Below are 14,531 nucleotides of genomic sequence, written 5' to 3' on the forward strand. Positions count from 1 at the left end.
TTTTGTTAGATTGTATATTTAATTTTTTGTTTTTCTTCGTGACGCTCAATCGCTAGGCGAATTAGCTCTTCAATTAATTCCGGATACGGTAACCCTGTATGTTGCCATAATAGAGGGAACATACTAAACGGCGTGAATCCTGGCATTGTGTTTACTTCGTTAATATATACTTCTCCATCTTTCGTTAAGAAGAAATCAGCTCGTGTTAAGCCCGAGCCATCTAATGATTGGAATGCAATAATTGCATCTCGCTTAATTACATTAGACTCTTCTTCTGTCATTTCAGCTGGAATAATTAACGCTGTATCACCATCGATGTATTTCGATTTATAATCATAAAAATCTTTTTTCGGTACAATTTCACCTACAACTGAACATTTCGGCTCATCATTACCTAATACACCAACTTCTACTTCACGACCTACAATATTTTCTTCTACAATAATTTTGCGGTCAAATTGGAATGCCTCTTCAAATGCATTCTCAAGCTCTTCACGATCTTTACACTTATTAATACCAACACTTGAACCAAGGTTTGCTGGTTTCACGAAGCAAGGATATCCTAATACTTTTTCTACTTTTTCATATGCTGTTTCACGATTTTTTTCCCATGCGCTACGGATGAAAGATGCATATTTTGCTTGTTTCAATCCAGCCTCTGCAAAGATATTTTTCATAACAACTTTATCCATACCAGCAGATGATGCTAATACACCGTTACCTACATATGGAATGTTCAGTAACTCTAATAATCCTTGTACTGTCCCATCTTCACCATTTGGTCCATGTAATAACGGGAAAATAACATCAATTGCATCTTCTTGTTTAGAATTTGCAGTTGGAATAATTTCTGTACTTAATGATACAGGAGAGATTGTATTTTCTTCTCCACTCATTTGTAATGCTTCAACAGTTGCTACTTCGCCTTCAATACGCTCACCGCGCATCCACTGGCCTTGTTCTGTAATATAAATTGGATGAATCTCGAATTTATCTTGATTTAATGCTTTAATAGCAGCAAGAGCCGTTTGTAACGAAACTTGATGCTCAGCTGATTTTCCACCGTATAATAAACCTAATTTAATTTTTGTCACTGAAATCACCCTAACCAATTGTTTTCATTTTTCTATTTTAGCACTTTTTATAAAAATAGGTAGTTCCTATTTGAAATAAAATGTAACTTCCATAAATAATTAAAAGACACCACTTATTGGTTTTCTACACTTTTTCTATTTCATTTTCTTCACAACTAAACAAAATGAAATTGCAATCTAATCTAGTTATGTACCTAAAATATGTAGAAGTCCCCTTTTTGTGTATGTCATCTATTTTATTAAGAAGATTGTTTGGTCAGTGTGTCTTTTTGCCTTTTTTCAACGAGACGATCTAAGGAAACGTATACAATACCTGCAACTACACATCCTATAGCTAAAATTGTAAATAAGAGATGACCAAGTAATCGATCTAATAAAAACCCTCCAAGAAGTGGACCGAATGCACTTCCTGTAATCCACTGCAAACTTGCCGCTCCCATATAAGTTCCTCTCAAATGCTCAGGGGCTAAATTCGCTACAAATGTCATCTGTACAGGCGACATAATCATCTCGCCTAACGTATATATTGCATAAACGAGCAGTAACATTATTAAAATCGTCGTAGCATTTGTGCCTAATCCTCCAAACCACTTCGGTAACCACCCTATAAAAAACAAACCAATTCCAAACAAACACGCTCCGTACAACATCGTTTTTCCGACAGGTTTATCTGACGCCCATTTTGAAATTTGAAATTGAAACAAAACAACTAATAGACCATTTAATGCCATTAAATATGGGTATGGATTGTTAGTTCCAAAAATATTCTTCATTTCGTTATCAAAGTGAAGAGGTAACATACCTTCTGTTTGAGAAAATCCCATAGAAATAATAATACCCGCTAATAAATAAATCATTAACGCCTTATCTCGCATTAAAATTTTCCAAACTGCTCCGGATTCTTTCTCTTCTTTTTTATCTGCGGCTTTTGGCATTGTCTCCTGAATCAGAATTAATACAAGTAATGCATAAAACAGCATTGTCGACGAGGCGATAATAAAAACAAGGTTCTTCGATAAAACAACTACCGATGCCCCCATTATCGGCCCAATTGCAGCGCCAATATTATGTCCCATCCGCAGTAAACCGTATGCCTCGGTTCTTTTCTCAGGTGCTGTTACATCCGCAACCATTGCTGATGCAGCGGGATGAAATAATGAATTACTGAGTCCTAAAAAAATAGATAAAATAGCATAAGGAATAAATCCTTCTATAAATAAAAAACCTAGCATTAACAACGCATTACTCACCATTGAAAAGATCATTATGGGCTTTCTTCCATATATATCAGCTATTCTTCCGCCTATAAGTGCACCGAAACTTGCCGCAATTGGAGAAAGTGCCATAATAACGCCTACTTCCAATAACGAATCCACCTTATCTTTTAAATATAGTGCAAAAAAAGGCATCAACATCATCATTGCAATTCCATTTAGTGTTTCGCCAATAAACCGAATCCATATGTTTCGGTCCATTTCTCGTAACTCTCGCCACGTATTTCTCATATCTTCCCCCCTAGTTCATCACACATTATTCTATAACATTTTTAGAAAAGTGTAAATTTTCAAAATAATAGGTCCACTACATCTTCCTCTTTTTTACTACTATTTAAAACACTGCGCTTTCTACAAAAGATTCACACAATCATCTATATATATCTTTTCATACCTGTTTTTGGTATTATTATACATGTCGATTCCACAAAAGAGGCATGCTCCTTTATTGAGCATGCCTCTTTTTACTTATTTCACAGTATATGAACCCTCTTCCATCCAGCTATACATATACTTTTCATCTTCCGTCTCATGTGCTTGTTTTACAATACGAAGCGGACGGAATGTATCTATCATAACAGCCAGTTCAAGTGTCTCTTTCTTCCCTATACTCGCTTCTGTTTTTCCAGGATGCGGCCCATGTGGGATCCCGCTTGGATGAAGCGTAATAGAACCTTCTTCTACACCTTTTCGGCTCATAAAGTTGCCTTCTACATAGTACAGTACTTCATCACTATTCACATTACTATGATAATATGGTGCCGGAATAGATTCTGGATGATAATCGTATAAACGCGGTACGAAAGAGCAAATGACGAAATTATGCCCTTCGAATGTTTGATGTACTGGTGGCGGCTGATGAATACGACCTGTAATTGGTTCAAAATCCTCCACATTAAAGACCCACGGATATAAATAACCATCCCACCCAATAACATCTAGCGGATGGTGCCCTAAAACATGCTTATGCATATACCCCCTTGACTTTGTCATTACGACAAACTCACCTTTTTCATCATATGTCTCCAATTTCTCCGGTCCACGCATATCTCTCTCGCAAAACGGACTATGTTCTAACAATTGCCCATATTCATTGCGATAGCGACTTGGTGTTGTAATTTGGCTATTTGCCTCTACAACAAGAAACTTAGTCTCTCCCTCATCTGGAATAACACGATAAATCGTTCCAATTGGAATTGTTACATAATCACCTTTTCTATAGTGAATCGTTCCAAACATCGTTTCAATTTTTCCTGTTCCATAATGAACAAATAACATTTCATCGCCATCACCATTACGGTAAAAATAATCCATTTTTTCTGTTGGACTCACTACTCCAATTAATAAATCCTCATTCCCAAGCATAAAGTTTCTTCCGCTTACTGCATCACCTGTTTTTTTATTTTCTTTCGTACGGAAGTGGCGATGAGCAAGAAAGGCATCCTCTTCATACTGTAACTGACAAGAATGCGATAATGCCGCATGCCCTACTTCTGTTGGCATATAATGATGATACAAAATAGACTGGGTACCAGAGAAACCTTTTGTCCCCATTACCTGCTCACGATAAAGCGATCCATCTTTTTTACGAAATTGTACATGTCGTTTATGAGGTAGCTCCCCCATGTGACGATAAAACATGCCCATCACCTGCTTCCATTTCTTTTTTGATCGTATTACGTAATGTACCTAAACCAGTAATCGACAGCTCTACAACATCTCCATCTTGTATCCACTCTTCTGTACCAAGCTCTAAAATACATCCTGTGCCTACTGTCCCAGAACCAATCACATCTCCTGGATATAACGTAACGTCTTCCGAAGCACGTTCAATCATTTCAGCGAATGTATAATAAATATCTTGGAAATTTCCTTTTGATAACAGTTGCCCATTTACATGAGCAGTCATCTCTAAATCATAACGATCACCATTACGATAAACGTCTAATTCCTCTTTCGTAACGAGATACGCTCCTAATGAAGTTGCAAAGTCTTTCCCTTTCGCTGGGCCAAGCCCTACTTTCATTTCTGTTGCTTGTAAGTCCCTTGCACTCCAGTCGTTCATAATACAGTACCCAAAAACATATTCCTCTGCTTGCTCACGAGAAATGTTTCGTCCTTCTTTCCCAATTACGCAAGCAATCTCTAACTCATAATCAAGTTTTTTAGACTTCTTCGGACCAATAACAAAATCATCTGGTCCAATAACAGCACGGTGGTTAGTAAAATAAAAAACCGGGATATCATACCATTCAGACACAACATCTAATCCTCTTCTCCCGCGAGCTGTTTTTACATGCTGCTCAAATGCATAAAAATCTCGAATGCTACTCGGATTAGGAATAGCCGCAGCGAGTTGTACTTCCTCTAGGGAATATATGCCCTTTTCCGGATTCTTAATATTACGTACTACTTCTACATACTCATCCGCTTTCTCTAAAAAGGCGAACATCGAAGAAGGTAATTTTCCATCACTAGCAAGATTCATATCGATTACTTTGTCACCTTCAAGCCATCCAGCTCGCATTTCCTTCGAAGGGAGACGAAATGTAACAAATTTCATCATGATTCCTCCCTATGAAAATGAAATTTCCACCAGCAAGGACCTCTTGCTGGTGGATACAAATTTTATAAATTCCCGCGACGCTCTTGTTCTCTTTCAATTGATTCGAATAACGCTTTAAAATTCCCTTCGCCAAATCCACGAGAACCTTTACGTTGGATAATCTCAATAAATAAAGTTGGACGATCTACAATCGGTTTCGTAAAGATTTGCAATAAGTAACCTTCATCATCACGATCTACTAAAATCTTTAATTCTTTTAATTTATCAATTTCTTCATCAATTTTCCCAACACGTGCAGTTAACTCATCGTAATACGTATCTGGCGTATCTAAAAACTCCACGCCATTTGCACGAAGTACTTCAATTGTTTTTACAATGTCACTTGTTAATAAAGCGAGATGCTGTACACCCGCTCCGTTATAGAACTCTAGATATTCTTGGATTTGTGACTTTCTTTTTCCATCTGCTGGTTCATTAATTGGAAACTTAATACGGCTTCCATTCGTCATAACTTTTGACATTAATGCCGAATACTCCGTGCTAATATCGTCATCATCAAAGTGAATCATTTGTTTAAATCCCATGACGTTCTCATAATAACTAACCCATTCTTCCATTTTCTCAACGTTACCAACGACATGATCTACAGCAATTAAACCTGATTCTTCAAATGGAATATTGAACTCTACCTTTTGAAATCCTGGCATGAATGTTCCTTTATAGTTTTTACGCTCTACAAGCGTATGAATTGTATCACCGTACGTACCAATAACCGCTTTCTTCAAGGTACCTTCCTCATCTGTTAACTCTTCAGGAGGAGCAATCGCAACAGCGCCACGCTTCACCGCTTCAGAGTAAGCTTTATCAACGTCATCAACAAGTAAAGCTACATCTTTCACTCCATCACCATGAGTCTTTACAAACTCTGCAATACGGCTATCGCTACTTAAAGCTCCAGATACAACAAAACGCATATTTTTTTGCACAAGAACATAAGATACCTTTTCACGGTTTCCTGTTTCTAACCCAGAATAAGCTACAATTTTGAATCCAAACGCTCTCGCAAGATAATAGCTTGATTGCTTTGCATTTCCTACGTAAAATTCTATATGATCTACATCACGTACCGGGAAAAAATCCTCCATTTGTGCAGCTAGCGTATCCATAGATTTTTGTTTCATAAATTCCTCATCCCCCTGTAAATAGATTAAATGGTCCATAATTAAACCTAACCGAAAACGCTTCCAATTTTCATTAATAGAAATTAGTTAGCAAGCTAACAAATTCTGACCTTTAAAATTTTCTATCTTTTCTGCCAAATTCCTCTTTTTTTCTTACATATAAAATTCGACCTTTTTCTCTTTAAAATACAGTGAAACTTTAATCAGCGGGCTTTTGCGAGATAAGGGGATAACATTAATACTTGAGGGGGTATATGAGAGGAAAACAAAAAAGACTCCAACATATTAACTATTTACTAATATGCTAGAGTCTTTATTTTTTTAGAATAATGGTACGTACGGTGTATAAAAACTTATTGTTATCAATATTCATCATACTAATACATTTGTAAGGAATATAATAAACGCTGTTAATACTGCTGCTCCACTTGCTGATCCTAAAATATCCATTTTTGTTACTTGTAATACTTGTTCCTTGTTCATATTCCTCATTCTCCCTTCTCTTATTTTGTTACAAAACTTTTATTATACTAATACACTTGAAAGAAATACGATTAATGCCGTTAATACTACTGCTCCGCTTGCTGATCCTAAGAAGTCACCTTTTGTTACGTTTAATACTTGCTCGTTGTTCATAATTTTCATTCTCCCTTCTCTTATTTTTGTTACAAAACTTCTATTATACTAATACGCTTGATAGAAATACGATTAATGCTGTTAATACTACTGCTCCGCTTGCTGATCCTAAGAAGTCACCTTTTGTTACGTTTAATACTTGCTCGTTGTTCATAATTTTCATTCTCCCTTCTCTTATTTTGTTACAAAACTTCTATTATACTAATACGCTTGATAGAAATACGATTAATGCTGTTAATACTACCGCTCCGCTCGCTGATCCTAAGAAGTCACCTTTTGTTACGTTTAATACTTGCTCATTGTTCATAATTTTCATTCTCCCTTCTCTTATTTTTGTTACAAAACTTCTATTATACTAATACGCTTGATAGAAATACGATTAATGCTGTTAATACTACTGCTCCGCTTGCTGATCCTAAGAAGTCACCTTTTGTTACGTTTAATACTTGCTCGTTGTTCATATCATTCATTCTCCCTTTTTATAAGTTATCTATATGTAATTTCTAAGAAATGATTCGTTCATAGTTTTCATGTTAACGTTACATTGAAATTAATTACGTAACGTTTGTAACATTAATGTAACATAACTATTATTACGTTGCAATATAATTACGTAAATTTTATTACACTTTTTTTACGTTTTTTTAAATAAACACTCAAAAACCTTGTTTTAATGCGTTTTCTCCTACAATCATGTTTGTAACACTAGTGTAACATTGCAGTCACAAAGCGAAATATACTATTATTCATCTCTATTTTGTTACAAAACAAAGTGAAACTTTAACCAGCGAGTGTTCCATTCCCTACTGATTATTCCCCTCACCAATCGAGCTTTTACTGGCAATTAATGCTTGATAAAATACTATCTTTCCAAGATAAGTTTATATGTTTCCTCTATATAACTATGTATAATGGAAACAAAGAGGTGGTCATTTTGAAATTAATCGCACTAGATATGGATGGTACACTACTATCATCTAATCTTGAAATCTCCAAAGAGAACTTACAAGCTATCCAAACCGCAAAAGAAGCTGGTCATATTGTAATGATTTGTTCTGGCCGCGCGAAAGAGGATGCTTTGAAATTATTGGAAGAATATAAACTATCTCTTCCAGTTGGAGCAAGCAATGGGGCAATTGTTTATGTGGACGGAAAAGTAATTAACTCGCGTTGTTTACAAAATGATAAAGTATACAAGCTTGCAAAATTACTAGAATCTGAAGGTTTCCCATATAAGTTGTACACAAATAAAGGGGTTTATTCTCCTTGTACATGGCAAGGTCAAGTCATGCAGGCATTTGAAGAAAACAAACATACACTAGATGTTACACTTGAGGAACTTGAAAGAATTACAGAAAAACAAAAGAAATCTAACTTAATTACTGATTTCCAAAAAATCGAAGATGTCGTAAATAATCCAGAATTAGAAATATCTAAATTCTTCATTTTAACATTTAATGCTGCTCATCGTTCACAGCTATTACAAACTTTACAAGAAGATACGGACATTTCAGTTACGTCATCAGCTCCTACTAATGTAGAAATTATGGATAAGCATGGCCATAAAGGCAATGGTTTGCAAGAAATGGCAGCTTATTTCAATATACCAATTGAAGATACTGTTGCAATCGGCGATAACTTTAATGACGTGCCAATGTTACAAGTTGCTGGCTTATCAGTTGCAATGGGTAATGCTGAAGAAGACGTAAAGAAATTATGTGACGTTGTTACATTAACAAATAATGAGAACGGTGTTGCTCATGCAATCGAGCAATTTGTATTGAAACAAACTTCACCAAGTAAGTAAAAAAAGGACTCTTTCACCTTTCGAAAGAGTCCTTTTCTTTTACACATGGTGACAAGCAACAAAATGATCTTCACCAACATTACGAAATTCTGGTACATTCGTTTTACAAACATCTGTAGCAAAGGGGCAGCGTGTATGAAAACGGCAACCTGACGGCGGATTTGCCGGACTTGGAATATCCCCTTCTAAAATAATCCGTTCTCGCTTAACCGTTGGATCCGGTATTGGCACTGCTGATAATAATGCTTTTGTATATGGATGAAGTGGATTCGCAAATAACTCATCACGTGGTGCTGTTTCCACGATAGTTCCTAAATACATAATTCCAATTTTCGTACATAAGTGCTCCACAACACTTAAATCATGTGAAATGAATAAATAGGACAATCCCTTTTTCTCCTGTAATTCACTAAACAAATTAATGATTTGCGCTTGAATAGATACATCTAATGCCGCAACAGGCTCATCAGCCACAATAAATTCTGGATCTAATACCATTGCCCTTGCAATAACGATGCGTTGACGTTGCCCACCGGAAAACTCATGAGGGTACCGGTCAATATGATAGGGCGCTAAACCGCATAACTCCAATACTTCTATCACTTTTTCACGAACATTTTCTTTCGTCGCTAGTCCGTGAGCCAACATTGGTTCACCAAGCGCTTCTCCAATTCTCATTCTTGGATTTAATGAGCTAAATGGATCTTGGAACACGAGCTGCATATTAGGACGATGTTTTCTCAGCTCCTCTTTTGACAAAGCATGAACATCTTGACCTTTAAACTTCACTTCACCTTCTGTTTTTTGAACGAGACGGAGAATTGTTTTCCCTATCGTCGTTTTCCCACTTCCAGACTCTCCTACAAGGCCAAAAACTTCTCCTTTATCAATTGTAAAGCTTACCCCATCTACCGCTTTCACATGTCCAATCGTTCTACTAAATACGCCGCCCTTAATCGGAAAATACGTTTTTAAGTTCTTCACTTCTAATAATGGTTCACTCATTGCCCAGCACGCTCCTCATATAACCAACAAGCTACTTTATGATCCTCATCATGCACATTAAGATTTGGCGCTTCATTTTTGCATATTTCCATGCAATGTTCACAGCGACCACTAAAGTAGCAAAATTCATCTAAGCCAACTAAATTTGGAACTTGCCCTGGAATAGAATAAAGTTTATCTGTTCTTTTCCCCATTACTGGTTTTGATTTTAGCAACCCTTGCGTATATGGATGTTTCGGATTTTGAAATATCTCTAGTACCGGTGCCTCTTCAATAACTTTTCCGCCATACATAACGACAACGTAATCGGCCATTTCCGCTACAACACCTAGATCATGTGTAATTAATAAAATAGATGTTTTAAACTCCTCTTTTACTTGTCTTAGTAAGTCTAATATTTGCGCTTGAATCGTAACGTCCAGAGCTGTTGTCGGTTCATCTGCAATTAATAACTTGGGATTACAACTAAGTGCAACAGCAATCATAATACGTTGTAACATGCCACCGCTTAGTTCATGCGGATAAGAATGTACAATTTCATCAGCACGAGCTATACCAACTTTACGAATTAATTCAATTGCTTTTTTATATGCTTCATTTTTACTAAGTAGCTCATGTTCTCTTAACGTCTCAACAATTTGCTCTCCAACAGTGAAGACTGGATTAAGCGATGTCATCGGTTCCTGGAAAATCATCGCGATATCATTTCCTCTTAAACTACGAAGTTCTTTCTCTTTCATTCCTAAAAGGCTTTTCCCTTCATAAAGAATATCACCACCAACGATGCCGCCAGATTCAGCAATAAGTCCCATAATAGATAAAGCTGTTACACTTTTCCCGCAACCTGATTCGCCTACTACACAAACTGTTTCACCTTCCCGAACTGAAAAGCTAACATGATTGACAGCCTTTACTGTACCTTCTTCCGTCTGAAAGTGTGTTTGTAGATCCTTTAACTCTACTACTGCTTTACTCATGCTTCCTCACCTACCGCTTCATCTTTGGATCTAATGCATCACGAAGTGCATCGCCAAGTAAATTAATTGATACAACTGTTATAAAGATTGCAAAACCGGGCGGAATCCATAACCACGGACGCTTTTGGAAATCGATTAATGAGTTTGCTGCACTAATCATATTTCCCCACGATGGTGTAGGTGGGACGACGCCGAGGCCTAGGTAGCTTAGTGCAGATTCACTTAAAATAGATCCTGCCACACCTAACGTCGCTACAACAATTAATATTGGAAAAACGTTTGGAATTAAATGATGGAGAATTTTACGAGAATCTTTTAATCCCAAGACGTCCGCAGCCTGCATAAATGCTTGCTCCCGCAGCGTTAAAATTTGACCTCGTACGAGGCGTGCAAGTCCTGGCCATCCTACTAAACTTAAAATAATCATTACGACATATAACCGATATTCTGATGGTAGTTTCCATTCTGATAAAATTGCCCCCATTATAATAAGCAACGGTAATCCTGGAATGGACATTAACACATCTGCAATACGCATAATTAGATGGTCTACAATGCCACGATAAAAACCAGCAATGGCTCCTAACAGAGCACCGAGTATAACAGATAGTAACATCGATGCTAAACCGATTGTTAATGAAATACGTCCTGCTTGCATAAGCCTAGTTAAAATGTCCCGTCCTAATTGGTCTGTTCCGAGCCAATGTGAAAGGTTAGGTGGTTTATTAATTTGCGTTACTTGTACTGTCCCCGAAGCATATGGTGAAAAGATTGGACCAATGAAACTAAATAAAAACATAAATATTAAAACGTATAAACCAAACAATGCCAACTTATTTCGCTTTATTTTTTTATAGGCTTGACGCCATGGTGATGATTCGTTTCTTTTTTTCGGTTCTTTCTTTTTCTTTATTGTTGTAATAGTCTCCATATCTTTCCCCCCTTACTTCAGTCGAATTCGTGGATCAACAAGCCCATATACAATATCTGCAAAAAAGTTCGCCATAATTGTTAAACAAGAAAGAAACATCGTAAATGCCATTAATACTGTATAATCACGAAAGTTCAATGCTTCTAATTGAATACTTCCAATCCCTGGCCAGTTAAATATTTGTTCAATAATAATTGCGCCAGAAAATAAGCCTGGTAATTCAAACGCAAGTAAAGTAATCGCTGGTAAAATTGCATTTTTCAATGCATGCTTATAAATAACTTTTCTTTCTTTCAACCCTTTTGCACGTGCAGTACGAATATAGTCTTGTCTTACAACATCCAACATACCTGTTCTAAAATATCGTGTTAATGACCCTACACCGAGAAGCGTTAAAATAAATACAGGCAGAATCATATGACGTAATACTTCCAATATATATGTGATACCTGTCGAATTACTTCCAATATCAATCATGCCGCCAATTGGTAATAAATTTAAATCAACTGCCAATAATTTAATTAAGAACAATCCTATAAAAAATGATGGGAATGACATTGCAGCAAAAACACCAATTGTTACAAGTCTATCAAACCATGAATGCTGTTTTGTTGCTGAAACAACACCAATTATAAGAGCAATAATCCAAGTAAAAAATAAAGCTGCAACTGCAACAATAAATGTATTCCAAATGAACTTATTAAGTAATGATGTTACTGGTTCTTGATATTGTAATGAGAAACCAAAATCACCGTGCAATGCGTTACCTAGCCAGTGAAAGTATCTTTCAATAATCGGCTTATTTAAACCATACAGTTCCCTTAATTCTTGAGCTCTCTCTGGTGTTAACTTTGGATTCGAATCAATATAATCACCTGGCAAGAGTGCAAATAAGAAAAAGATAATAATGGACGTACCAAACAATGTAGGAATCATTTGTAGAAACCTACGAATGATGTATGTTTTCACCTTTTGTCTCCCCAATCCTATTTACTTAAAAATAGAAGAACATTTTTTCAAAGCAGCGTTTATTCCTTGCTGTATGAAAAAATGTCTTCTATTATTTCAGTTAATCTTTATTTTTCAACTGATAGCACTGGTAAGTTAGAACTAATACCATCATATTTTTCTGGATTGATGCCTTGTATACGTGCATTGTGAGCGTAAAGTAGTTTACGATAGTTTAGTAAAATAACCGGTGGATCATCGCTTAACTCTTTATACAGTTCTTTATAAACTGCTTTACGTTTTTCAATATCTGTCGTCTCTATGCCTTTTACAATTAATTCATCAACTTTCGGATTACTATAACCTGTATCACTTTTTGGGTTAGTTGATAAGTAGTCACTTACAACTTCACTTGGATCACTAATTCCTGGTGTTGAAACCGCTGCTAAATCATAGTCACCTTTTCCCACTTTTGAAAGCATCGTATTAAAGTCCATTAGCTCTGGATTTATTTCAACACCGATTGCTTTGTAGCTTTCTTTTGCAATTGGAATAAAGATATCATTTGTTTTTCCTGTATTTGATGCGTAGTATGTTAATTTTAATTTTTGACCTTCTTTTTCACGAACCCCGTCAGAACCTACTTTCCAACCAGCTTCATCCAATAATTTTTTAGCCTTTTCTACGTCGTATGGATATTTATTAATTCCTTCTTCCGTATATGCCCACGAAACTGGAGCAATTGGTACGTTAGCAACAGAACCATATCCTTGTAAAGCTGTATCAACATACTTCTTACGATCTAACCCATAAGTAAGTGCTTGGCGGACTTTCTTATCTTTCAAATATGGCTTCTTATTATTCACATAAATATAAGCGATATCACTAGAAGACTCGAGATTAATATTCGCAAAACCTAATCCTTTTAATTGTTCTATATTTTCAGGATTTGCTCTAAATCCACTATAATCCAGTTCACCTGTTTGGAATAATTGGAATCCAGTATCGCCTGATGTTATTTTGTAAATAAAGTTTTTGATTTTCGGTTTTCCTGCATAATAATGTTCATTGGCAACAAAGCGAACTTCCTGACCTGGAACATATTTCTCAAATTTATATGGTCCCGCAGCAATTGGTTCCCCATATAATGCTTTTAAATAGTCTAAACTTGTATTTTGTTTATAATCTTTTCCATAATAAGCTTTTGATAACACTGACCCACCTAAAGCAGTTAATGCCTGAGAATTAACTTTTTCAGTTACAATTTTAATTGTTTGTGGATTAACAACTTGAACCCCTTCAATAGAAGTTGCTTTTCCTTCTTTATATTCTTTCCCACCTTTAATGGCATACTGAGCAATATCCACCCCACCTTCATATGCTTTATCATGGAGTAGTGTTAATGTGAATGCTACGTCATCCGCTGTTAAAGGGGAACCATCACTAAACTTTAAATCTTTACGTAAATGGAATGTATATGTTAACTGATCAGCAGAAATATCCCATTTTTCTGCAAGGTCTGGAGCAGGTTTACCTTGTTTGTCTGTTGTTACTAATGATGCAAAAATAACAGACGTTACGTTTCCATCCCAACCATTCTCTTGGAAATATGGTAAGAAAACGCCTCCTGGCTTAGAAATAGCCGTGATAAAAGTGTCCTTCCGCTGATTTGCTTTTTCTGGACTTTTCTTCTTATCTGTAGCTGGAATTGTTTCAATCTTAGAGTCTTTTAAATCCTGTTTTTGCACTGGTTCTGTAGAAGCCGTATCCTCCTGTCCCCCGCAAGCAGATAACACAAACGAACTACTCAGTAATACTGAAAATAAACCAGCCCATTTTTTTGTTTTTTTCTTCATTGTCCCCACCCTAACTTTTTTTAATAATTACAACTTATGAACTGCTTGCCTTATGTATGCCTCCCACAGCAACATTTTATAGCCAATCGGAAAAGTCGGTTTTGAACGTAAAAAAATAGATGTTTTTGAGGGGTAACAATCTTATTCCGACCTTTCCGGTAGACTTTATGGTTATTAGCTTATATCTTTCAGTATATTTTGTCAATTATTTCTATATAAATATTTTGAGAATTCTTTCGAAATTATTGATCAATCT

Annotated in this window: 16 protein-coding genes; 1 reads left to right on the top strand and 15 read right to left on the bottom strand. The window is 36.1% G+C overall.

All coding sequences use genetic code 11. From position 1 onward, the window contains the following. Positions 1–5: 5 nt before the first annotated feature. The 10 genes from FT637_RS23460 to FT637_RS23505 all read right to left on the bottom strand — a co-directional run bounded on the left by FT637_RS23460 (position 6) and on the right by FT637_RS23505 (position 7,221). Positions 6–1,094, bottom strand: coding sequence for a D-alanine--D-alanine ligase (locus FT637_RS23460; protein WP_193648326.1), 1,089 nt, complete (start codon positions 1,092–1,094; stop codon positions 6–8). Positions 1,095–1,333: 239 nt separating this feature from the next. Next, positions 1,334–2,599 (bottom strand): MDR family MFS transporter, encoded by a 1,266-nt coding sequence (locus tag FT637_RS23465; RefSeq protein WP_193648327.1) that lies wholly within the window; start codon positions 2,597–2,599, stop codon positions 1,334–1,336. 237 nt (positions 2,600–2,836) lie between these two features. Next, positions 2,837–4,009, bottom strand: coding sequence for a homogentisate 1,2-dioxygenase (locus FT637_RS23470; RefSeq protein ID WP_193648328.1), 1,173 nt, complete (start codon positions 4,007–4,009; stop codon positions 2,837–2,839). Next, positions 3,975–4,931, bottom strand: coding sequence for a fumarylacetoacetate hydrolase family protein (locus FT637_RS23475; RefSeq protein WP_193648329.1), 957 nt, complete (start codon positions 4,929–4,931; stop codon positions 3,975–3,977). Before FT637_RS23475 ends, FT637_RS23470 begins: the two co-directional genes overlap by 35 nt. Positions 4,932–4,996: 65 nt before the next feature. After that, positions 4,997–6,115, bottom strand: coding sequence for a 4-hydroxyphenylpyruvate dioxygenase (hppD, locus tag FT637_RS23480; protein WP_193648330.1), 1,119 nt, complete (start codon positions 6,113–6,115; stop codon positions 4,997–4,999). Positions 6,116–6,487: 372 nt separating this feature from the next. Next, complete coding sequence (locus FT637_RS23485) at positions 6,488–6,598, bottom strand: DUF3948 family protein (protein WP_105587145.1); 111 nt, start codon at positions 6,596–6,598, stop codon at positions 6,488–6,490. Between the two features lie 42 nt (positions 6,599–6,640). Further along, entirely contained in the window at positions 6,641–6,760 is a 120-nt protein-coding gene (locus FT637_RS23490) for a DUF3948 family protein (RefSeq protein ID WP_002074222.1), read from the bottom strand. 34 nt (positions 6,761–6,794) lie between these two features. Then, complete coding sequence (locus FT637_RS23495; protein ID WP_002074222.1) at positions 6,795–6,914, bottom strand: DUF3948 family protein; 120 nt, start codon at positions 6,912–6,914, stop codon at positions 6,795–6,797. A 33-nt stretch (positions 6,915–6,947) separates the two neighbouring features. Next, the gene (locus FT637_RS23500; RefSeq protein ID WP_001058532.1) at positions 6,948–7,058 is read right to left on the bottom strand and encodes a DUF3948 family protein; all 111 of its coding nucleotides are present in this window, start codon (positions 7,056–7,058) and stop codon (positions 6,948–6,950) included. Positions 7,059–7,101: 43 nt separating this feature from the next. Then, positions 7,102–7,221, bottom strand: a complete 120-nt coding sequence (locus FT637_RS23505; RefSeq protein ID WP_002009865.1) for a DUF3948 family protein — start codon at positions 7,219–7,221, stop codon at positions 7,102–7,104. 464 nt (positions 7,222–7,685) lie between these two features. Between FT637_RS23505 and FT637_RS23510 the strand changes: the two genes are divergently transcribed. Continuing rightward, positions 7,686–8,558, top strand: a complete 873-nt coding sequence (locus FT637_RS23510; protein WP_193648331.1) for a Cof-type HAD-IIB family hydrolase — start codon at positions 7,686–7,688, stop codon at positions 8,556–8,558. 39 nt (positions 8,559–8,597) lie between these two features. On the opposite strand, the gene FT637_RS23515 is transcribed toward FT637_RS23510, so the two are convergent. The 5 genes from FT637_RS23515 to FT637_RS23535 form a co-directional block, all read right to left on the bottom strand. Further along, complete coding sequence (locus tag FT637_RS23515) at positions 8,598–9,563, bottom strand: ABC transporter ATP-binding protein (RefSeq protein ID WP_033706327.1); 966 nt, start codon at positions 9,561–9,563, stop codon at positions 8,598–8,600. Beyond that, on the bottom strand, positions 9,560–10,540 hold the full coding sequence (locus FT637_RS23520; RefSeq protein ID WP_097831222.1) for an ABC transporter ATP-binding protein: 981 nt from the start codon (positions 10,538–10,540) through the stop codon (positions 9,560–9,562). The genes FT637_RS23515 and FT637_RS23520 overlap by 4 nt, the downstream gene beginning before the upstream one ends. 10 nt (positions 10,541–10,550) lie before the next feature. After that, positions 10,551–11,471 (bottom strand): oligopeptide ABC transporter permease, encoded by a 921-nt coding sequence (gene opp4C, locus FT637_RS23525; protein WP_193648332.1) that lies wholly within the window; start codon positions 11,469–11,471, stop codon positions 10,551–10,553. A 12-nt stretch (positions 11,472–11,483) separates the two neighbouring features. Then, positions 11,484–12,440, bottom strand: a complete 957-nt coding sequence (locus FT637_RS23530; RefSeq protein ID WP_061689743.1) for an ABC transporter permease — start codon at positions 12,438–12,440, stop codon at positions 11,484–11,486. A gap of 107 nt (positions 12,441–12,547) precedes the next feature. Next, positions 12,548–14,275, bottom strand: coding sequence for an ABC transporter substrate-binding protein (locus tag FT637_RS23535; RefSeq protein WP_193648333.1), 1,728 nt, complete (start codon positions 14,273–14,275; stop codon positions 12,548–12,550). Positions 14,276–14,531 lie beyond the last annotated feature (256 nt).

It is taken from the genome of Bacillus cereus (assembly GCF_015071065.1).
Lineage (GTDB): Bacteria > Bacillota > Bacilli > Bacillales > Bacillaceae_G > Bacillus_A > Bacillus_A cereus_BA.